Annotated in this window: 22 protein-coding genes and 2 pseudogenes; 21 read left to right on the top strand and 3 right to left on the bottom strand. The window is 66.0% G+C overall.

The genetic code is table 11. The annotated features are described in order from the left end of the window. The 13 genes and pseudogenes from ACK59X_RS13255 to fliR form a co-directional block, all read left to right on the top strand. Window positions 1-184 (top strand): annotated as a pseudogene (locus ACK59X_RS13255) (flagellar basal body M-ring protein FliF); the annotation flags it as partial. Window positions 185-215: 31 nt separating this feature from the next. Next, the gene (gene fliG / locus ACK59X_RS13250) at window positions 216-1,211 is read left to right on the top strand and encodes a flagellar motor switch protein FliG (protein WP_409957785.1); all 996 of its coding nucleotides are present in this window, start codon (window positions 216-218) and stop codon (window positions 1,209-1,211) included. Beyond that, window positions 1,198-1,926 carry a FliH/SctL family protein gene (locus tag ACK59X_RS13245; RefSeq protein WP_409957784.1) on the top strand — a complete coding sequence of 243 codons (729 nt, stop codon included), beginning with the start codon at window positions 1,198-1,200 and terminating at the stop codon, window positions 1,924-1,926. Before fliG ends, ACK59X_RS13245 begins: the two co-directional genes overlap by 14 nt. Window positions 1,927-1,957: 31 nt before the next feature. Further along, window positions 1,958-3,316 (top strand): flagellar protein export ATPase FliI, encoded by a 1,359-nt coding sequence (fliI, locus tag ACK59X_RS13240; protein WP_409957787.1) that lies wholly within the window; start codon window positions 1,958-1,960, stop codon window positions 3,314-3,316. Between the two features lie 21 nt (window positions 3,317-3,337). Beyond that, window positions 3,338-3,787: a flagellar export protein FliJ gene (gene fliJ, locus ACK59X_RS13235; protein WP_409957783.1), complete on the top strand. Its 450-nt coding sequence runs from the start codon at window positions 3,338-3,340 to the stop codon at window positions 3,785-3,787. Between the two features lie 16 nt (window positions 3,788-3,803). Further along, entirely contained in the window at window positions 3,804-5,189 is a 1,386-nt protein-coding gene (locus ACK59X_RS13230; RefSeq protein ID WP_409957782.1) for a flagellar hook-length control protein FliK, read from the top strand. A gap of 165 nt (window positions 5,190-5,354) precedes the next feature. After that, entirely contained in the window at window positions 5,355-5,930 is a 576-nt protein-coding gene (gene fliL, locus ACK59X_RS13225; protein ID WP_409957781.1) for a flagellar basal body-associated protein FliL, read from the top strand. Window positions 5,931-5,948: 18 nt separating this feature from the next. Continuing rightward, window positions 5,949-6,953, top strand: a complete 1,005-nt coding sequence (gene fliM / locus ACK59X_RS13220) for a flagellar motor switch protein FliM (protein ID WP_409957780.1) — start codon at window positions 5,949-5,951, stop codon at window positions 6,951-6,953. Beyond that, window positions 6,943-7,386: a flagellar motor switch protein FliN gene (gene fliN / locus ACK59X_RS13215; RefSeq protein WP_409957779.1), complete on the top strand. Its 444-nt coding sequence runs from the start codon at window positions 6,943-6,945 to the stop codon at window positions 7,384-7,386. Before fliM ends, fliN begins: the two co-directional genes overlap by 11 nt. Before the next feature lie 19 nt (window positions 7,387-7,405). After that, entirely contained in the window at window positions 7,406-7,771 is a 366-nt protein-coding gene (locus ACK59X_RS13210; RefSeq protein WP_409957778.1) for a FliO/MopB family protein, read from the top strand. Then, window positions 7,764-8,564 carry a flagellar type III secretion system pore protein FliP gene (gene fliP, locus ACK59X_RS13205; RefSeq protein ID WP_409957777.1) on the top strand — a complete coding sequence of 267 codons (801 nt, stop codon included), beginning with the start codon at window positions 7,764-7,766 and terminating at the stop codon, window positions 8,562-8,564. Before ACK59X_RS13210 ends, fliP begins: the two co-directional genes overlap by 8 nt. Window positions 8,565-8,575: 11 nt before the next feature. Continuing rightward, the gene (gene fliQ, locus ACK59X_RS13200; protein WP_409957776.1) at window positions 8,576-8,845 is read left to right on the top strand and encodes a flagellar biosynthesis protein FliQ; all 270 of its coding nucleotides are present in this window, start codon (window positions 8,576-8,578) and stop codon (window positions 8,843-8,845) included. Between the two features lie 18 nt (window positions 8,846-8,863). After that, entirely contained in the window at window positions 8,864-9,634 is a 771-nt protein-coding gene (fliR, locus tag ACK59X_RS13195; RefSeq protein ID WP_409957775.1) for a flagellar biosynthetic protein FliR, read from the top strand. A 126-nt stretch (window positions 9,635-9,760) separates the two neighbouring features. Here fliR and ACK59X_RS13190 read toward each other — a convergent pair whose 3' ends face one another. Then, window positions 9,761-10,390: a response regulator gene (locus tag ACK59X_RS13190; protein WP_409957774.1), complete on the bottom strand. Its 630-nt coding sequence runs from the start codon at window positions 10,388-10,390 to the stop codon at window positions 9,761-9,763. Beyond that, complete coding sequence (locus ACK59X_RS13185; protein ID WP_409957786.1) at window positions 10,387-11,373, bottom strand: ATP-binding protein; 987 nt, start codon at window positions 11,371-11,373, stop codon at window positions 10,387-10,389. Before ACK59X_RS13185 ends, ACK59X_RS13190 begins: the two co-directional genes overlap by 4 nt. Between ACK59X_RS13185 and ACK59X_RS13180 the strand changes: the two genes are divergently transcribed. The 8 genes and pseudogenes from ACK59X_RS13180 (at window position 11,305) to ACK59X_RS13145 (ending at window position 18,139) form a co-directional block, all read left to right on the top strand. Then, complete coding sequence (locus tag ACK59X_RS13180) at window positions 11,305-11,475, top strand: hypothetical protein (RefSeq protein WP_409957788.1); 171 nt, start codon at window positions 11,305-11,307, stop codon at window positions 11,473-11,475. The two genes, ACK59X_RS13185 and ACK59X_RS13180, sit on opposite strands and share 69 nt — an antisense overlap. Before the next feature lie 212 nt (window positions 11,476-11,687). Further along, the gene (locus ACK59X_RS13175) at window positions 11,688-12,134 is read left to right on the top strand and encodes a hypothetical protein (protein ID WP_409957773.1); all 447 of its coding nucleotides are present in this window, start codon (window positions 11,688-11,690) and stop codon (window positions 12,132-12,134) included. Window positions 12,135-12,183: 49 nt separating this feature from the next. Further along, a complete protein-coding gene (locus tag ACK59X_RS13170; RefSeq protein WP_007853722.1) occupies window positions 12,184-12,546 on the top strand; it encodes a response regulator in 363 nt (120 codons plus the stop codon). Window positions 12,547-12,586: 40 nt separating this feature from the next. Further along, window positions 12,587-14,722 (top strand): chemotaxis protein CheW, encoded by a 2,136-nt coding sequence (locus ACK59X_RS13165; RefSeq protein WP_409957772.1) that lies wholly within the window; start codon window positions 12,587-12,589, stop codon window positions 14,720-14,722. A gap of 56 nt (window positions 14,723-14,778) precedes the next feature. Further along, entirely contained in the window at window positions 14,779-15,267 is a 489-nt protein-coding gene (locus ACK59X_RS13160) for a chemotaxis protein CheW (RefSeq protein WP_409957771.1), read from the top strand. A gap of 102 nt (window positions 15,268-15,369) precedes the next feature. After that, the gene (locus ACK59X_RS13155) at window positions 15,370-16,269 is read left to right on the top strand and encodes a CheR family methyltransferase (protein ID WP_409957770.1); all 900 of its coding nucleotides are present in this window, start codon (window positions 15,370-15,372) and stop codon (window positions 16,267-16,269) included. Window positions 16,270-16,314: 45 nt separating this feature from the next. Next, window positions 16,315-17,067 carry a chemoreceptor glutamine deamidase CheD gene (gene cheD / locus ACK59X_RS13150; protein ID WP_409957769.1) on the top strand — a complete coding sequence of 251 codons (753 nt, stop codon included), beginning with the start codon at window positions 16,315-16,317 and terminating at the stop codon, window positions 17,065-17,067. 35 nt (window positions 17,068-17,102) lie between these two features. Further along, window positions 17,103-18,139 (top strand): annotated as a pseudogene (locus ACK59X_RS13145) (chemotaxis response regulator protein-glutamate methylesterase). Between the two features lie 312 nt (window positions 18,140-18,451). Here the strand turns inward: ACK59X_RS13145 and ACK59X_RS13140 are convergent. Next, a complete protein-coding gene (locus tag ACK59X_RS13140) occupies window positions 18,452-20,359 on the bottom strand; it encodes an ATP-binding cassette domain-containing protein (protein WP_409957768.1) in 1,908 nt (635 codons plus the stop codon). Window positions 20,360-20,753: the final 394 nt, after the last annotated feature.

Genomic DNA, 20,753 nt, shown 5'->3' with positions numbered 1-20,753 from the left:
GCTCGATGCCATCGAGGCCGAGCAACCCGACCGCCCGGCTTTGCCAGGCCCGGGCAAGAAGGACGAGAATGTGGTGGCCACGCCAGAGCAGTTGCGCCTGGAAGAGGCGCGCGTGCTGGCCAAGGAAAACCCTGTGGCCGTCGCCAACATTCTCAAATCCTGGGTGAATGGCGAAAATGCCTGATCCCATCGTATCCGCTCACGCTTGAAACCCCATGGATGACCAAGGCCTACACGACGCAGCCATCATGCTGATGTCCCTCGGCGAGGAGGAAGCCGCCGAGGTGTTCAAGCACCTCTCGCCCAAGGAGGTGCAGAAGCTGGGCGAGACCATCGCGCGCATGAAATCGGTGTCGCGCGAGAAGGTGGACAGCGTGATCAACCGCTTTGCCGACGCCGCGGCCGCGCAGAGCCTGCTGGTGTCGGACACCGGCAACTACGTGCGCGCCGTGCTCAAGCGCGCCCTGGGGGACGACAAGGCCTCGCTGCTGATCGACCGCATCCTGCAGGGCGGCGACGTCTCGGGCATCGAAAGCCTCAAGTGGATGGACCCGCTTTCGGTGGCCGAACTGTTGCGCAACGAGCACCCGCAGATCGTCGCGGCCAGCCTGGTGCACCTGGACAGCGAGCAGGCCTCGGGCATCCTGATGCACCTGACCGACCGCCAGCGCAGCGAGATCCTGCTGCGCGTGGCCACGCTCGAAGGCATACAGCCGACGGCGCTCAAGGATCTCAACGAGGTGCTGTTCAAGGTGTTGGCCGGCGGCGACAAGATTCGCAAGAGCTCGCTGGGCGGCGTCAAGGCGGCGGCCGAGATCATCAACCTGCTGGGCTCCAACATGGACAGCGTGGTGATCGAGTCCATCCGCGGCTACGATCCCGATCTGGCGCAGAAGATCATGGACAAGATGTTCGTCTTCGAAGACGTGCTCAAGCTCGACGACAAGGCCATCCAGACCGTGCTCAAGGAAGTGGCGTCCGAGACGCTCATCGTCGCACTCAAGGGCGCCGTGCCCGAGTTGCGCGAGAAATTCCTGTCCAACATGTCCTCGCGTGCCGCCGAGGCGCTGCGCGACGACCTCGAGTCGCGCGGTCCCATGCGGCTGTCCGAAGTCGAAGCGCAGCAGAAGGAAATCCTCAAGACGGTGCGGCGCCTTTCCGATGAAGGGCAGATCGTGATCTCGGCTGGTGGTGACGATGCCTTCGTCTAGCCAGCGCTCGTACTCGCGCTTCATCCCCAGCGAAGAGGTGGGGGTGGTCACGCAGTGGAAGTTCGGCGCCGTGGACGGCTCCGAGCCCGACGAGCCCGAACCGGAAGTCCTGCCCGAGCCGGAGCCGCCGCCACCCGACCCCGCGGAGGTGGAAGCCGCACAACTGGCCCTGGTGCAGCAGGCCTGCGACGCGGCCTTTGCCCAAGGCCTGGCGCAAGGCCAGTCCGACACGGCGCTCGAATGGCAGCAGCGCATGGACGACTATGTGGCGGGCCAGGCGCAGGAGATGTCCCAGAGCATCGCCGGGGTCGTGAAGTCCCTGGAGGAGTCGCTGGCCGCCATGCAGCAGCGCATGGCCCAGGACGTGCTGGCGCTGGCCTGCGACATTGCCCGAGAAGTCGTGCGCCGGGAGCTGTCGGTCAGCCCCGATGTGCTGGAGCCCGTGGTCCGCGAAGCGGTGGGCATGCTCGTGGCCGAAGGGCGTCCTGCCATGGTGCGCCTCAATCCGGCGGACATGGGCGCCGTGGAGCAGCCGCTGCGCGAAGAACTGGGAGCGGCCATCCAGTGGGTGGCCGATGCGGCCGTGCCGGCGGGGGGCTGCCTGGTCGAATCGGGCGGCACGGTGGTCGATGGCAGCGTGGACAAGCGCTGGGAACGTGCCATCGCCTCGCTGGGGCTGGAGTCGCCCTGGCAGGAGAGCGGCGATGAGCGTTGATGCCCCCGCCTCCAACGCCTGGACGCAGTTCATGGACGATGCGCGTGAGCGTGTGCGCAACCGCGCGCCGCTGGAGACGCGCGGCACCCTGACCAAGCTGACCGGCCTGGTGCTGCAGGCCTCCGGCATCCGCGTGCCCGTGGGTTCGCAGTGCATGGTGCAGATGCCAGGCCACACGCCGGTGCTGGCCGAAGTGGTCGGATTCTCGGCCGACCGGGCCTTTCTGATGCCGGCGGGCGACATCCACGGCCTGTCCAGCGGCGCCAGCGTGGTGCCTGCCGCCCCCTACGTGGCCAGCCCGCGCCTGGGCGAAGCCTCCCGGCCGTCCCAGAAGGCCGGCGTGCTGCGCCTGCCCATGGGGGACGGCCTGCTCGGGCGGGTGGTCGATCCGCAGGGCCTGCCGCTGGACCATGGCGGCCCGGTGCAGGACGTGGTCTCCGAGCCCATGGACCGGCGCCAGATCAATGCCATGGACCGGGATCCGGTGCGCCTGCCGCTGGACACCGGCGTGCGCGCCATCAATGCGCTGCTGACCGTGGGGCGCGGCCAGCGGCTGGGCCTGTTCGCCGGCTCGGGCGTGGGCAAGAGCGTGCTGCTGGGCATGATGGCGCGCTACACCCGTGCCGACGTGATCGTGGTCGGCCTCATCGGCGAGCGGGGCCGCGAGGTCAAGGAATTCGTGGAAGACATCCTGGGTGCGGACGGCCGGGCCCGCTCGGTGGTGGTGGCGGCGCCGGCCGATGCGCCCCCGCTGCTGCGCATGCAGGGTGCCGCGTATGCCACCGCGGTGGCCGAGCATTTCCGCGACAAGGGCAAGCACGTGCTGCTGCTCATGGATTCGCTGACCCGCTACGCCATGGCACAGCGCGAGATCGCGCTGGCCATCGGCGAGCCGCCGGCCACCAAGGGCTACCCGCCATCGTGCTTTGCCAAGCTGCCGGCGCTGGTGGAGCGCAGCGGCAACGGCCTGCACGGCGTGGGCTCCATCACGGCGTTCTACACGGTGCTGTCGGAGGGCGATGACCAGCAGGACCCGATCGCCGACGCCGCGCGCGCCATCCTGGACGGGCACATCGTGCTGTCGCGCTCGCTGGCCGAGTCGGGACACTTCCCGGCCATCGACATCGAGCAGTCGGCATCGCGCGTGATGCACAACGTGGTCTCGCGCGGCCATTTCGACGTGGCGCGGCGCTTTCGCGCCGTGTACTCGCGCTACCAGAAGAGCCGCGACCTGGTGCAGGTGGGGGCCTACATGAGCGGCTCCGACCCGGCGCTGGACGAAGCCATCCACCTGCAGCCGCAGATGGCGGCCTTCCTGCAGCAGGACATGTTCGAGGCGTCCACCATGGACCAGAGCGTGAACGCCATGGCGTCCGTGCTCGACCAGTAAGCAACATTCCAAGGCTGCTCCATGTCCGTCCTCAGTGCCCTCACCGTCGCCGTGGAGATCGCCTCGCGCAAGCGCGACGAGGCACGCCACGTGCTGCAGGAGGCCCTGGCCGTGCAGCAGGCGGCCCAGGCCCAGCTCAACCAGCTGCAGGACTATGCGCGCGAGACGGAGCAGCGCTGGGGCCTGCAGGCCGACACGCGCGTGCAGCCCGAGGTGATGTACCACCACTACCAGTTCATGGACCGGCTGGGGCATGCGGCGGGCCTGCAGACCGGCGTGGTGGGCGACCAGGCGGCGCGGGTCGAGAACGCACGCCGCGGACTGGTGGAGGCCGAGCGCCGCCTGGCCAGCCTGCGCAAGGTGGTCGATCAGCGGCGGCGCGAGCTGGAGCAGGCCCAGGCCCGCATGGAGCAGAAACAAACCGATGAACGCGCGGCGATGCAGTACAGCCGCAGGGTTCAGGACCGATAGGGCAGGAGAATTGACCATGGAACAGGCACGTATATCCAGCAACCAGGGAACGCAGTCTTCCCAGCAGACCGCCCGCACGCGCGCCCATGCGCAGCAAAAGGGCATCACGGACGATGGCGCCGGGGCGGCAGCGCAGCCAGACAGCTTTCTGGCACTGCTGGCCGCGCAGGACCCGGAGTTCGCCGAAGGGGGCGATCCGCTGGCAGCGGCTCCCGGTGCTGCCGATGCCTCCAGCACCGCCGTCGATCCCTCGGCCCTGGTCGGCTGGCAGGCGCTGGTCGCGGGCGACAGCGCGGCCCAGCAATGGAGGGGCCTGGCGGCACAGGGCGGCGACAACACAGCGGGCGCAGAGGGCATGAGCACCGTCAGCCTGCTGGGCCAGACCGGCGTGGCGCGGGGCGCAGGCCTGCTGGCCGATTCGGCCGGCGCTGCCCAGGCCCTTGCCGGGCCGCTTATGGCCGGCCAGGGCCTGCCGGCGGCCGATGGCTTGGTGTCGCAGACCGCGGCGCTGGATGGCGGTCTCCAGGATGCGTCGCAGCCGGCCACGGCCACACTGGGTTTCGGGCGCCAGTTCTCGCGCATGCACAGCGCAGCCCTGCAGCGCGGTGCCAGCGATGCGGGCCTGGGCGCGGCGGGAGGCGTGGGCGCCGTGTCGGCGCGCGCCGTGGGCAGCGATGCCAAGCAGGTGGCCGCCTCCACGGCCGATCTGTCGACCTTGGCCAGCGCTGTGGCCACCACCGTGCGCGAGCCCGGCCCGGGCCTGCACCGTGCGGCGGGCGAAGGCGGCACCACCACCGGGATGGACGCAGCCCTGCTGGCCAATACGGATCCATCGGCGGCCGTGGCAGCTCCCGGTGCGCGCAGCGCGGATGCGGGCGGCGGCGAGTCGCCCCGGCATGGCGGATCGGGCGGCCTGGGCGAGGGTGGTGCCGATCCCAGCTTCTCGGTGGACGGTACGTCGAACACCCCGGGCTTCGATGAACTGGCACAGACCGGTGCCGAAGAGCTGCTGGCCGAGCAGGTCACCTACTGGGCCAACCAGAAGACCCAGAACGCCGAGCTGACCCTGAACCGCGACGGCCAGCCCCTGGCCGTGAGCGTGGCCCTGTCCGGCAACGAGGCCCATGTCACCTTCCGCAGCGACCAGGAGCACACGCGCGAGATGCTGGACCAGAGCATGGCGCAGCTCAGTGAGCTGCTGCGCGGCGAGGGCCTGGTCCTGTCGGGCATGACGGTGGGCACCTCGGCAGGCCAGAACGCCATGGCGGGCGATGGCGGGCAGCAGCGCGACCGTTCGGGTGATGGGCAGCAGGCCCAGGTGCTGGTGGCGGGCCCCACGGATGTCAGCCAGCGGCTGGCGGCAAGCAGCGCGCGCAACGGCGCCGTGGACGTCTTCGTGTAACGGGGTTGCTGCCTGGCGCCGAGATTGCCGACGTCAGCACCCTGTTCGTGGGTGTATTCTGGCTATTATTGGGATGGCAGCTGCGCCACAATGTGAAGCGTCTGCTGGCAAGACGCCGTCTTTGGCGCGATGCCACCACCGAATCCCACCTAAGGACCCTGCCACGTGTCTGCCAACGCTGCCGCTCCGGCCAAGGAGAAGCCCAAAAGCAAGAAGATGCTGATCATCGTGGTCGCGCTGGTGCTCGTGCTGGCCATCGCAGGTGCGGGCGCTTTCTTCTTCATGGGCAAGAAAAAGCCTGCCGAGGGCGAAGAGGAGAGCGCCGCAGCGGAGCCGGCCCACCCGGCCGCCAAGGTACCCCCTACGTTCCTGCCGCTTGAGAACATGGTGGTCAATCTGGCCGACCCGGGCGGCGACCGGTTCGCGCAGATCGGCATCACCGTCGAGGTCGCCGATGCCAAGACGGCCGAGCAGATCAAACTCTACCTGCCTTCCATCCGCAGCAGCGTGCTGCTGCTGGTCTCGCAGCGCACTTCCGGGGAGCTGCTGGTCCGCGAGGGCAAGGAAAAGCTGGCCAAGGACATCCTGCGCGAAGTGTCGCGCCCGCTCGGCTTCACCGTGCCGCGCGACCGTCCCAAGCGTGCTGCCTCGGAGGAAGAGGATGAAGAGGACCGCCCGGTGCGCAAGCCGCCGAGAAATCCGGTGCAAGGCATTCTTTTCTCCAGCTTCATCATCCAGTGACGCAAGGACAATCCTGCCATGAGTGATTCATTCCTATCGCAGGAAGAGGTTGATGCCCTTCTCGAAGGCGTCACGGGCGAGAGCCAGAAGTCCGTCGAGGAAGTGGCCGAGTCGGGGTCCGTACGCAACTACGACATCTCGAGCCAGGAGCGCATCGTCCGCGGCCGCATGCCGACGATGGAAATCGTCAACGAGCGGTTTGCGCGCAATTTCCGCATCGGCCTGTTCAACTTCATCCGCCGCAGCCCCGAGATCTCGGTGGGCACCGTGTCGGTGCAGCGCTACAGCGCCTTCCTGCGCGAGCTGGCCGTGCCGACCAACTTCAACATCGTGGCCATCCGCCCGCTGCGCGGCAGCGGACTGATCGTCTGCGAACCGTCCCTGGTGTTCGGCATCATCGACACGCTGTACGGCGGGGTGGGCAAGTTCCAGACGCGCATCGAAGGGCGCGATTTCTCGCCCACCGAGCAGCGCGTGATCAACCGGCTGGTCGATGTGATCTGCGCCGAATACAAGAAGGCCTGGCAGGGCATCTACCCGCTGGAGCTCGACTACCAGCGCTCGGAAATGCAGCCGCAGTTTGCCAACATCGCCACGCCCAGCGAAATCGTGGTGTCCACCGCGTTCCAGCTGGAAATCGGCGACCTTTCGGGCGCCATCCACATCTGCATGCCCTACGCCACGCTGGAGCCTATCCGCGATGTGCTCTACTCCTCGACGCAGGGCGACTCCATCGAGGTGGACCGGCGCTGGGTGCGGGTGCTCACGCGCGAGATCCAGGCCGCCGAAGTGGTGCTGGTGGCCGAGCTGGCCAAGGCCGATGCCACGGTGGAGCAACTGCTGGCGATGAAGCCCGGTGATTTCATCGAGCTCGACCGGGAGCCGCGCATCCGCGCGTCGATCGGCGGTGTTCCCATCTTCGAGTGCCAGTATGGCACCCACAATTCGAAATATGCCATCCGCATCGAAGAGTGCCTGCGCACTTCGGACATGAGCTGGCTGGGAGAAAAAGATGTCAACTGAAGACGACAACAACAAGGACGGCGCGGCCGAAGACCCGTTTGCGGGCTGGGCCGAGGCGCTCGAAGAGCAGAAAGCCTCGGACGACAAGCCCGGCGATGCGGAGCAGGGCGGCCCCCTGACCGGCGATCCGGTGCGCCCGTCATCGTCGAGCAACAGCGATGGCACCGTCAACGACATCAACATGGTGCTGGACATTCCCGTCCAGCTGTCCGTGGAGCTGGGCCGCACCAAGGTGCCGATCAAGTACATCCTGCAATTGGCGCAGGGCTCGGTCGTCGAACTCGATGCGCTGGCCGGCGAGCCCATGGACGTGCTCGTCAACGGCTACCTGATCGCCCAGGGCGAGGTGGTGGTGGTGAACGACAAGTTCGGTATCCGCCTGACGGACGTGGTGACGCCTTCGGAGCGTCTGCGGCGCGTGAGCCGTGGGTGATGGGGGCAATGCCATGGGGATGACCCAGACCCTGGTCATCGTCATTCTGTTCGTGGGGGCCATGGCCTGCCTGCCCTGGCTCATCAAGCGCCTGCAGCAGCACCATGCGGCGACCGGCATGCCGGCCGGGGCGGCATCGCGCGTGCTGTCGGCAGTGGCCGTGGGGCCGCAGCAGCGGGTGGTCACCGTGGAGGTGGGCCCCGAGGGTGCGCGCACCTGGCTGGTGCTCGGTGTCACGGCACAGAATGTCAGTTGCCTGCATGTGCTGGCCGTTCCATCGGCCGTCGGTACCCCGGCCGCCTTGCCGGCGGTGGTGGTGCCGGATGCCTCCGCCTTTGCGCGCGAAATGGCGGCCGCCGGGGCACGCAAGGAGCCGCATGTCTGATTCGCCGCGCCCCGCATTGCCGCCACGCACCGCTTGGTTCGCTGCGCTGGCCGCGTTCGCGCTGCTCGCCTGGCAGGTGCCGGCGTTGGCACAGACGGGCGCCACGCCGCCTTCGGCGCCGGGAACGCTGCCCGTGCTGATAGGCTCCGGAAGCGGCGGGTCGAGCTACTCGGTGCCGATCCAGACGCTGCTGTTCTTCACGGCGCTGTCGTTCCTGCCCGCCATCCTGCTGCTGATGACGGGGTTCACGCGCATCGTCATCGTGCTGTCGCTGCTGCGCCAGGCCATCGGAACCCAGTCGGCCCCGCCCAACCAGGTGATCATCGGGCTGTCGCTGTTCCTGACCTTCTTCGTCATGGGGCCGACCTTTGACCGCGTGCACAAGGAAGCCTACGTGCCTTACACCACCAACGCCATCACCTTCGAGCAGGCGGTGGACCGGGCCGAGGCGCCCATGCGCGAGTTCATGCTCAAGCAGACCCGGCAGTCGGACTTCGCGCTGTTCGCGCGCCTGGCGCGGCTGGCGCCCGAGGTGACGGCCGAGAGTGCGCCGTTCCGGGTGCTGGTGCCGGCCTTCGTGACCAGCGAGCTCAAGTCCGCGTTCCAGATCGGGTTCATGATCTTCATCCCCTTCCTGGTGATCGATATGGTGGTCTCCAGCATCCTCATGTCCCTGGGCATGATGATGCTCTCTCCCGTGCTGGTCGCGCTGCCGTTCAAGCTCATGCTGTTCGTGCTCGCCGATGGCTGGAACCTGCTGATCGGTTCACTCGCCGCAAGCTTCGTGACGTAGGGAGGATTGCCATGACTTCACAAATGGTATTGACCATGGGGCGCGATGCCCTGACGCTGCTGCTGATGATCGCCATGCCCGTGCTCGGGGTGGTGATGGCCGTGGGCCTGGTGGTGAGCATCTTCCAGGCCGTGACGCAGATCCACGAAGCCACGCTGGCCTTCGTGCCCAAGCTGATTGCCGCGATGGTGGTGTTCGCCATTGCCGGGCCCTGGATGATCACCACGCTGGTCGATTTCATCCGCCGCACCATCGAGGCGATTCCTTCGGTGGTCGGGTAGCGCCCGGCCGGTACTTGCGTGATCACCTTCACCGAGGCGCAGATCGTCGCCTGGATCTCGCCCATCCTGTGGCCCTTCCTCCGGGTGCTGGCGATGTTCTCGGTGGCGCCGGTGTTTTCCATGCGCGCCATTCCCATGCGCGTGAAGATCGGACTGGCCTTCTTCGTGGCCGTGTGCGCCCAGGCCGTGCTGCCGACCCCGCCGGTGATCGACATCAATGGGCGCGAAGCGCTGGGCGCCGTGGCCCAGCAGGTGGCGGTGGGCCTGGCCATCGGATTTGCGGTGCGCCTGGTGTTCGCCTCGGTGGAGCTGGCCGGTGAAATGATCGGCCTGCAGATGGGCCTGATCTTCGCCTCCTTCTTCGACCCGGCCAGCTATGGCCAGGTGAGCGCCGTGGCGCGCTTCTTCGGCCACATGGCCACGCTGCTGTTCATCGTCATCAACGGCCACCTGCTGGTCATCATGGCCGTGGTCAAGAGCTTCGACCGCTTTCCCGTGAACGGCAACTTCCTGCAGGCCATCGGCCAGATGCGGCTGTATGAGCTGGGCACCTCGCTGTTCTCCAGCGCCCTGTGGATCGCCCTGCCGATGATCGCGCTGCTGCTGTTCGTCAACCTGGCCATGGGCATCATCTCGCGCGTGGCGCCGCAGATGAACATCTATGCGGTCGGCTTTCCGGTCACGCTCACCGTGGGCCTGCTGGGCATCGCCGCCACCCTGCCCATGCTGGAGCAGCCCATCCTCACCTTGATGCAGCAGTCCATCGACCTCTTCTCCAGCCAGAGGTAATGGCCGCTGCAAAGGGGCGCCGCGGCAACGCGGGCATGCCCGAAGCCGGTGCCACCGTGGAACTGGCTTTGCCAGGCCACGGGTGGCGTCCCCCTCGGGGGATGGCGCGAAGCGACTCAGGGGGCTTTACACCAACTCGTTGCGGATGGCGTAGACGGTGAGTTCGGCGTTGTTGGAGAGCTTGAGTTTTTCGAGCACGCGCGAGCGGTACACGCTCACGGTCTTGGGGCTGAGCATCAGCTCTTCGGCAATGTCGGCCAGGCGCCGGCCCGAGGCGATCTTGATCAGCGTCTGCAGCTCGCGCTCGGACAGCGTGGCATGCGGGCTCTCCAGCACCGGCTGGGCCAGGCTTTCGGCCAGCATCTGCGCCACTTCGGCCGTCAGGTACTTGCGGCCCTGCATCACCACGCGCACCGCGTTGATCAGCTCCACCGGGTCGGAGGCCTTGTTCGCATAGCCCTGCGCACCCGCCTTGAGGCAGCGCAGTGCGTACTGGTCCTCGGGGTACATCGAGACCACCAGCACCTTGATGGTGGAATGGGTTTCACGCAGGGTGGCCAGCACCTCCAGCCCACCACGCCCGGGCATGTTCAGGTCGAGCAGCAGCACGTCGCAGGGGGCGCTGCGCAGCACCTCGCGTAGTTCGGCATAGCCGCCGGCCTCGCCGGTCACCTTGATGTCGGTGGCTTCGTTGAGCGTGTCGCGGATGCCGCGCCTGAGCACGGCATGGTCATCACACAGAACGACATTGATCACCAGACATCTCCTGTAATGCTGGGCTGCGACGCTGCAGCCAATGGGACCGAAAGGGTCAGGCAGGTGCCCTTGCCGGGCTGGCTGCCCACGTCGAGCCAGCCACCGACCGTGCGCGCCCGCTCGTGCAGGCCCTTGAGGCCGAAGGCCTTGGGTTTGTCGGCCAGCCCTGCCATCTCGAAACCCTTGCCATCATCGGCGATTTCCACGGTGAGCACGCCTTCGTGGTCGGACAGTTCGATGTTCACCTTGTCCGCCTGGGCGTACTTGGCCACGTTGGTCAGTGCCTCCTGGGTGGTGCGGTAGGCCACCAGGCGAACGTCGGCCGGCACGTCGATCACTTCGCTGCTGGTCGCCACCTGGGTGCGTATGCCGTTGCGGCGCTCGAAACCGGTCGCAAGCCACTGTACGGCAGCCACCAACCCTTGTTCAAGTATGGGTGGGCGCAGGTTCATCATGATGCGCTGGCTGGCCCCGATGGCATGCTGCAGCATGTCCGAGGCACTGGCCACATGCTCCTGCATGGCCGCCTCCTGCGCATGCCGCCCGATCCAGGCGATGTCGATGCGCACGGCCGTGAGGGCGCCGCCGATGTCGTCGTGGATCTCCCGGGCAATGGACGCGCGTTCCTGCTCGATCGAGGTCTGCAGGTGCTCGGTGAGTTCCGCCAGGCGCTGCTGGGAGGCGGCCAGCTCGGCCACGGCGCGCTCGCGGTCCTGGCGTGCCTGGTGCACTTCGATGGCCCGCGTGACCACATGCGGCAGGCGGGAAATGTCGTCCTTGAGCAGGTAGTCGGAGAAGCCCAGGCGCATGGCGTCCACGGCGGCAGCCTCACCAATGGCCCCGGACAGCAACACAAATGGTACAGGTGTTGCTAATTTAGCCACATGCTCCCATGCATCGAGCGCAGTGAATCCTTGCAGTCTGTAGTCGGCAAGGATCAAATCGAAGGGCTCGTTGCTGGTGCGAGTGCAGAACTCCTGCAGGGTGTCGACCTGCTGGAGGGTGCAATGCAGCTTGGCGCGCTGCAAAGTGAGCTTGGCCAGAACATGGTCTGCCAGCGAATCCTCCAGGTGCAGGAGGCGTAAGGGCTGGCCTGCTACTGTCATGACCATATGAGCGCTATCATAGGATACAAATTGGAACAAACAACGGGTGTTTGTCCCGGTAGGGTGGGTAAGAAGGCTATCGTCCAATAGAACGCAATGTCGGGGTTTTTGCAAGGGTTGGCGGGTCTGCCAGCGTGGCCCGTCTGTAATAGTGGCCCGGACCCTGGTCTGCTTGTTGCTATGGAGAAACAATGCAATCTACGCTATCAACATCAACTGGGCCGGCAGTTCAGGTTCCGGTCATGGTGGCAGCAGAACTGCAGGACTCGCTGCTGGTCGTCATGCACGACCTGCACCGCCTGGAAGGCTTGTTGAACCATGCCACGGACAACCTGCTGGAGCGCTTTGGCGAGGCCAATGCCGTACTGAACGATGCCTTCGTGGGGGAGTCGCCCGAGCTCGAGGCCGCCCGTGCTGCGTTGCGCAGTGCTGTCACGGAACTGCAGTTCCAGGACATGGCCTCGCAGCTGATATGGCACACCACCAAGGTGCTGCAGGGCTGTGCGTTCCGGCTGGCCTCCGAGGCCATGGGGCACGAGGAAGGCGAGGAGGCGGCGCCATTTGCCGAAATGGCGCCGGACCGGCCCAATCCCGTCACGCAAAGCGAGATGGATGCCGGTTCTATTGATCTATTCTGAAGTTGGCATCGCTGGTTCACCTATATATTCAAGTCAGTTGGAGTCCTAAATGCAATCGATACTTGCCGTAGATGATTCACCGTCCATGCGGAAAATGGTGTCCTTCACCTTGACCGGTGCCGGATACCACGTGGTGGAGGCGGTGGACGGGCAAGATGCCCTGGAAAAGGCCGAAAGCCATGACATCCACCTGGTGCTGGCCGACCAGAACATGCCCCGGCTCGATGGCATAGGCCTCACCCGCAAGCTGCGCGAGCACCCCAAGTTCAAGACCATCCCCATCCTGATCCTGACCACCGAATCGAGTGACCAGATGAAGCAGGCGGGACGCTCGGCCGGTGCCACCGGTTGGCTGGTCAAGCCGTTCGATCCCAACCGCTTGATCGAAGTCATCCAGAAGGTGATCCGTTGAAACGGGTGCACGGGCGCCACCACGTATAAAGGAGCCGACTATGGCTGAAAGCTATCAAGAGGGATCAGGGGCCGGCGGTGCTGACTTTGACCTGAGCCAGTTCTACCAGATCTTTTTTGAAGAGGCTGGCGAAAACCTCGACCAGATGGAGCAGATGCTGCTCGACCTGGACCTGAGCGCGGCGAACGACGAAGAGCTCAATGGCATCTTCCGCTGCGCGCATTCGATCAAGGGCGGGGCCGCCACGTTCGGCTTTTCCGACGTGGCCGAGCTGACGCACCAGATGGAATCCCTGCTGGACCGGCTGCGCCGCCACGAGCTGCAGCCCATCCCGCAAATGGTCGATGTGCTGCTGGAGTCGGCCGACGCATCGCGCAGCCTGCTGGCGCGCCACCAGGCGGGCGGGCAGGGCGAGGCCGTGTCCACCACCTCGCTGGTCAAGCGCATCAGTGAGCTGGCCGCGGGCGTGGTGCCGGAAGACGGCCCCGCTGCGGCCCCCGCGCCGGCGCCGGCACCGGTGGCTGCCGCCCCCGCGCCGGCCCTCAAGGCCCATGTTCCTGGGCAGCTGCGCAAGCTGCAGATCCACATCGGCCCGCTGGAGCGGGCCGAGCAGGCCGACACCATCAAGGAGCTGTTCCGCGACATTCCCGGCCTGGGCTCGATCAGCGACCTGCCCAGCCCCCAGGCGGGTGTGCGCCTGTTCGCGGTGGAAACCACCTCGTCCACGGACGACCTGCTCGACCTGTTCGCGTTCCACGTGTCCAAGGAGCAGGTGCGCTTCAGCGACGGTGACGAAGCGCCTGCAGGAGCGGCAGCGCCCGCAGCGCCCGATATCGATCCCGACCATGCGGTGCACGAGAGCGAGCCTCCATCGGGTGGTGCGGAAGTGTCCTATGGCTTCTTCTCGGATGCCCCTGGCGCTCCGAGCGCCGTGCCCGCAGCGGCGGCCAAGCCCTCGGCCTCCAAGGCCGTGGCTGCGGCCGAACCCAAGGCGGCAACCCAGGCCCAGATGGAGTCCACGACGATCCGCGTGGCCGTCAACAAGGTCGACCAGCTGATCAACCTGGTGGGCGAGCTCGTGATCACCCAGGCCATGCTGGCGCAGAACAGCCGCGGCCTGGACGCCGGCGCCTACCAGCAACTGCTGGCCGGCCTGGCCGACCTGGACCGCAATACGCGCGATCTGCAGGAATCGGTGATGTCGATCCGCATGATCCCCATGTCCATCGTGTTCAGCCGCTTCCCGCGCATGCTGCGCGACCTGGCCAACAAGCTGGGCAAGAAGGTCGAGCTGGTCACGCTGGGCGAAGCCACCGAGCTGGACAAGGGCCTGGTCGAGAAGATCACCGACCCGCTGACCCACCTGGTGCGCAACAGCTGCGACCATGGCATCGAGATGCCCGCAGAGCGCCTGGCCAAGGGCAAGCCCGAATTGGGCACCATCACCCTGTCGGCATCGCACCAGGGCGGCTCCATCGTCATCGAAGTGCGCGACGACGGCCGCCGCCTGTCGCGCGAGAAGATCCTGCGCAAGGCGCAGGAGCGCGGCCTCGACGTCTCCGATCAGATGAGCGACGCCGAAGTCTGGCAACTGATCTTCGCGCCCGGCTTCTCCACCGCCGAAGAGGTCACCGACGTGTCGGGCCGTGGCGTGGGCATGGACGTGGTCAAGCGCAACATCGCGGCCCTGAACGGCTCGGTGGAGGTGGACTCCGCCGAAGGCTACGGCATGAAGGTCTCGGTGCGCCTGCCGCTCACGCTGGCCATCATGGACGGCATGTCGGTGGGTGTGGGCGATGAGGTCTACATCCTGCCGCTGTCCTCGGTGGTGGAGTCCTTCCAGGTCAATTCCGGCGATGTCAGCACGGTGGCCCAGGGCTCGCAGCTGGTCAAGGTGCGTGAGGAATACATGCCCGTGATCGCGCTGGAGAAGATCTTCCAGGTGCCGCGCTTCGACCTCAACAAGTCGAGCAACATCATGGTGGTGGTGGAGGCCGACGGCAGCCGCGTGGCGCTGCTGGTCGATGAACTCCTGGGCCAGCACCAGGTGGTGGTGAAGAACCTGGAGACCAACTACCGCAAGGTGCCCAATGTCTCGGGCGCCACCATCCTGGGCGATGGCACGGTGGCACTGATTCTGGACACGGGCGGCCTGGTGCGCCGGGCCCGCCACTGATTCGGGTGCGATGCGTTCATGGAATGCAAAGTCACCGCTAACAAGGAGAACTCACCATGAGTGTGATGGGCAAGACCGCCGACAGCGCGCCGACCGGAGCGCGTGAATACCTGACCTTCCGGCTGGACCAGGAAGAGTACGGCATCGACATCCTGAAGGTTCAGGAAATCCGCGGCTACGAGCCGCCCACGCGCATTGCCAACGCGCCCGAGTTCATCAAGGGCGTGACCAACCTGCGCGGCACCATCGTGCCCATCGTGGACATGCGCCTGAAGTTCAACTGCGCGCAGGCGGACTACAACAGCTTCACGGTGGTCATCATCCTGAACCTGCGCAACCGCGTGGTGGGCATCGTGGTGGACTCGGTCAGCGACGTGATGGAACTCACGCCCGAGAGCATCCGCGCCGCGCCCGATATCGAAAGCGCCATCGACAACAGCTGCATCCTGGGGCTGGGTTCGGTGGGTGAGCGCATGCTGATCCTGCTGGACATCGAGAAGCTGATGTCCAGCGTGGACATGGGATTGGTGACAGCGGCCGATTGACGAAGCCGGCTGGAACCAGGTGGGTGGCCGCAAGCCAAACTGCAGGCAGGGGCCTGCAGGCCTTTTGGAGCGAAATGGACTTCCGAGCGGATGATCAAAATGATGCCCCAGACCACCAGTACTTCCTCGGCCGGCGCGCGTGCCGCCGCCGCAGCCGCTGCCAGCGCGCCCGCACCATCGGGGCCGCTGGCGCAGGGGCGGGAGTTCGTATGGACCAACGCCGACTTCGCACGCGTGCAGTCGCTGATCTACCAGCGCGCCGGCATCAGCCTGCACGACGGCAAGCACGCCATGGTCTACAGCCGGCTCTCGCGCCGGCTGCGCGACACGGGCTACAACAGCTTCCATGACTACCTGAGCTGGCTGGAGAAGCACGACGGTCCCGAGTGGCAGGAGTTCATCAATGCCCTCACGACCAACCTCACGGCCTTCTTCCGCGAACAGCACCACTTCGAGATCTTCGCCACCTTGCTGCGCAGCAAGCCGGCCAACACGCCCTGGAAGGTGTGGTGCAACGCGGCCTCCACCGGGGAGGAGCCTTATTCCATCGTCATGACGGCCTTCGAGGCGCTGGGGGCCAATGCCTCCTTCAAGCTCACGGCCAGCGACATCGACTCCAAGGTGCTGGCCACGGCGGGCCAGGGCGTCTACCGGCTCGACAACTTGAAGGGCCTGGGCCCGGAGCGGCTGCAGAAGTTCTTCCTCAAGGGCAAGGGCGGTAACGACGGCATGGTGCGGGCCAAGCCTGAACTGCGCCGTGCGATCGAGTTCATGAGCGTGAACCTCATCCGCGACGACTGGCCCTTCAAGGACCCTTTCGACGTGGTCTTCTGCCGCAACGTGATGATCTATTTCGATGCACCAACGCAGCGCAAGGTGCTGGAGCGCATCCACCGCGTGCTCAAACCCGGTGGCATGCTGTTCGTGGGGCATGCGGAGAATTTCAGCGAATCCCGCGATCTCTTCACCCTGCGTGGCAAGACGGTCTATGAACGCCGGTGACCCGCCCCTCTGTTCGCTCGTAGGAACATGTTCCAAGCCGCTCCCATGACCAATAACCAATCCGGCCTGACGCCGAACACCTTCTCGCCCGGTGCCGCCTCGGGTGCTCCGGAGCGCCGGCGGGCTCCGCGCATCGCGCCGCTGAGTGCGGACATCTACGCATCCAGTGCCGCGCCGCGCGAGTCCTCCCTGAACGAGCTCAAGGCCCGGTCCAGGAAGCCCGGCGAAGCCTCCTTCTTTTACCTGGACCACCATTTCCAGCACAACGCCGTGAAGGTGCTGCCTGGCGAGTATTTCGTGGCCGACGAAAGCATGGTCATCATGACCGTGCTGGGCTCGTGCATCGCAGCCTGCCTGTGGGACAGCCGGGCCCACATCGGCGGCATGAACCACTTCATGCTGCCCGACGGCGACCTGGCCGATGCCTCGGGCCGCTACGGCTCGTATGCGATGGAATTGCTGATCAACGAGATGCTCAAGCTGGGCGCTCGGCGCGAAACCATGCAGGCCAAGATCTTTGGCGGCGCACAGGTGATGCACAATTTCACCACCATGAACGTGGGCGAGCGCAACACCACTTTCGTGCTGAACTACCTGCACACGGAGCGCATCCCCATCGTGTCCGAAGACGTGCTGGACATCTACCCCCGCAAGGTGGTGTTCTTCCCGGTCACCGGCAAGGCCATGGTCAAGCGCCTGGCCCATGCACATCCCGAGACCCTGGTCGAACAGGAAGTGCGTGGAAATGCCGCGACCGTGGCCAAGAGCACCTCGGGTGGTTCTGTGGACCTGTTTTGATTGATTGACGAAGACGAAGAAAGCCTGAGCGAACAATGAGCAGGAAAATCCGGGTGATCGTGGTGGACGATTCGGCGCTGGTCCGCAGTCTGCTGTCGGAGATCATCAACCGGCAGCGGGACATGGAGTGCATCGGCACGGCCAACGACCCCTTGGTGGCGCGCGAGATGATCCGGGAGATGAACCCGGACGTGATCACCCGGGACGTCGACATGCCGCGCATGGATGGCATCGACTTCCTGGGCCGGCTGATGCGCCTGCGGCCCATGCCGGTGGTGATGATCTCCACGCTGACCGAGCGCGGCGCCGAAGTGACCATGAAGGCCCTGGAACTCGGGGCCATCGATTTCGTGGCCAAGCCCCGGGTGGGCCTGGCCAGCGGGCTCAACGACCTGGCCAGCCAGATCGTGGACAAGATCCGGGTGGCCGCGGTGGCCCAGGTGCGCCGCGCCGCGCCGCGCGAGGCCTCGGCCGCACCGCATGCGTCCGGCTCCGGCACGGCCGCCCCGGCGGCACCGAAGCCATCAAGGAGGTGCTGGTGCACATGCCTGCCGATTCGCCGGGCCTCGTGATCACCCAGCACATGCCGCCGGGCTTCACCACCAGCTTCGCGGCGCGGCTCAACGGCCTGTGCCAGATCACGGTGAAGGAAGCCGTGAACGGCGAGCGTATTCTGCCCGGCCATGCCTACATCGCACCGGGCGGCACGCAGTTCCATGTGGCGCGCAGCGGCGCCAACTATGTCGCCGTGGTCGACGATGGCCCGCCGGTCAACCGCCACAAGCCTTCGGTGGAAGTACTGTTCAAATCCTGCGCCGCCGTGGTTGGGCGCAATGCCTTCGGCATCATGCTCACCGGCATGGGCAACGACGGCGCGGCCGCCATGCGCGAGATGAAGGACGCGGGTAGCTACAACTACGTGCAGGACGAGGCCACCTGCATCGTCTTCGGCATGCCGCGCGAGGCCATTGCCCACGGTGCGGCCGACGAGGTGCTGCCGCTCAGCCAGATCGCTCCGGCGCTGGTCACGCGCCTGCGCGGCGCCACGGACCGCCTGCACCATAGAATCTGAAGCCCCCTGAGGCGCTTCGCGCCATCCCCCTCAAGGGGACGCCACCCGTGGCCTGGCAAAGCCAGTTCCACGGTGGCGCTGGCTTGGGGTATGCCTTCGTGCCGGTTGCGCGTGAGTGTCCTGGGTTGGAAGTTCGTTGAAGAAAGAAATCTGCCGAAATCGCTGCCAGGCTAGGCGCAAAGCACAGCCATGCCGGGTGGCATGGCGAGCATTTGCTTGCGACGCATGGCGGCGATTGTCGGGAGATTCATTCAACGAATTTCGAACTCGGGACACTAGACACCATGCGGTTTTCGGCTTCTGCGTTGTGGGTCAGGCCGACAGCGCCGTCCAGCGCTCCAGGGCTGCCATCAGTTCCTCATCGATCTCGGCCGACCGGGCCGTGAGCTTGGCGGCACGCGCACCGTCGGTGGAATAGATGCTGCCGTCGGCCAGCTCCGCCTGCAGCTCCGCCTGCTCCTTTTCGAGCGCCTCGATGTGCCCGGGCAGGGTGTCGAGTTCGCGCGGCGCCTTGTACGACAGCTTCTTGCGCGAGGTCTGCTCGGTCTTGGAGGGGGCGGCCGGCGCAGGGGCGGGTGCCGCCGCTGCTTCCTTGGCAGATGCCGCAGGCTTGGCCGAGGCCACTGCTGCGGCCGCAGCGCGGCTGCGGCGCGACTGCAGCAGCCAGTCCTGCACGCCACCTTCGTACTCGCGCCACAGGCCATTGCCCTCGGAGGCGATGGTGCTGGTCACCACGTTGTCCAGGAAGGTTCGGTCATGGCTCACGAGGAACACCGTGCCGTCGTAGTTCTCGAGCAGTTCCTCCAGCAGGTCCAGCGTGTCGATGTCCAGGTCGTTGGTCGGTTCGTCGAGCACCAGCACATTGGCGGGCCGGGCGAACAGGCGCGCCAGCAGCAGGCGGTTGCGCTCGCCGCCCGAAAGCGAGCGCACGGGGGAGTGCGCCCGTGCCGGCGAGAACAGGAAATCGCTCAGGTAGCTCTTGACGTGCTTGCGCTGGTTGCCGATCTCGATCCACTCGCTGCCCGGGCTGATGAAGTCCTCCAGCGTCGCATCGAGGTTCACCGCATGGCGCATCTGGTCGAAATAGGCCACCTGCAGGTTCGCACCCTGGCGGATGGTGCCCGTATCCGGCGCCAGCTCGCCCAGGATCATCTTGAGCAGCGTGGTCTTGCCTGCACCGTTGGGGCCGATCAGGCCGACCTTGTCGCCGCGCAGGATGGTCCCGGTGAAATTGCTCACGATGGTCCGGTCGCCGAACGACTTGCCCACGCCTGTGAGCTCGGCCACGATCTTGCCTTGGTAGCCATTGCCGCTGCCCGTGGCCACGTCCATCTTCACGCTGCCCACCACGTCGCGGCGCGCCTCACGGCGCGCACGCAGGTGCTCCAGGCGCGTGATGCGGCTCTGGCTGCGCGTGCGCCGGGCCTCCACGCCCTTGCGTATCCACACCTCTTCCTGGGCCAGCAGCTTGTCCGCCTTGGCGGCAATCACCGCCTCCTGCGCCAGCTGTTCTTCCTTCTGGATCTGGTACTGGGCAAAGTTGCCGGGGTAGGAGCGCAGCTGGCCCCGGTCCAGCTCCACAATGCGGGTGGCGACACGGTCCAGGAAGGCCCGGTCATGGGTGATGGTGACCACGCTGCCCGGGAAATCCAGCAGCAGATCTTCCAGCCATTCGATGGAATCGAGGTCCAGGTGGTTGGTCGGCTCGTCGAGCAGCAGCACATCGGGCCGCGCCACCAGCGCCTGGGCCAGTGCCACGCGCTTCTTGGTGCCGCCCGACAGGGTGCCGACAATGGCGTCCGGATCCAGGTGCAGGCGCTGCAGCGTCTCTTCCACGCGCTGCTCCCAGTTCCAGGCGTCGTAGGCCTCGATCTGGGACTGCAGCGCATCCAGATCCAGCCCTTCGGCGCCCGAAAGGTACTGGTCACGCACTGCGATCACGGCCTGCAGGCCTTCGGAGGCCGCCTTGAAGATGCTGGCCTCGGGGTCGAGCGAAGGCTCCTGTGCCACGAAGGCGATGCGGATGCCCTGCTGCACCTGCAGCGACCCGTCGTCGGGCTTGGCCATGCCGCCCAGGATCTTGAGCATGGACGATTTGCCGGCGCCGTTGCGCCCGATCAACCCCACGCGTTCGTTTGCCTCCAGGGAGAAGCCGGCGTGGTCCAGCAGTGCAACATGCCCGAATGCGAGTTGGGCGTCCAATAGAGTGATAAGTGCCATAGAGGGAGGATTATCGAGGGCGCGCACACTTTCCATGTGGCAGGGTGCTTTGCAGTGGCAATGGGGCCACGGCACCTTGGCGGGGCGCCCCCCGTGCACCGGTGTCTATATAGAGGAGGCCATGACCTTGAAGAGAAGAGCAACTTTCGCGGGAAAGTGCGTCGCTTCTTGTCTCAACACCCAAAACAGTGCTATAGTCGAGGGCTTCGCTGCACGGAGGACCCTGTTGGGAAGTCTGGGTGGTTCGAAGAAAGAAGTTTGCAAAAACTTCGAAGTTTTGGAAAAGATGCTGAAAACTCGGTATACAATCTAAGGCTGCGCTGACAAGAGCGGGTTGCCGAAAGGCGGTTGATCTTGGTGGTGTGTTGGGGTGGTTGAAAGCGCTGAGCGGTTT

Source organism: Acidovorax sp. (assembly GCF_046339755.1).
Classification (GTDB): Bacteria; Pseudomonadota; Gammaproteobacteria; order Burkholderiales; family Burkholderiaceae_C; genus Acidovorax.
Note: the sequence above shows the minus strand (reverse complement) of the source record. Positions and strands in the feature narration are given on the sequence as shown.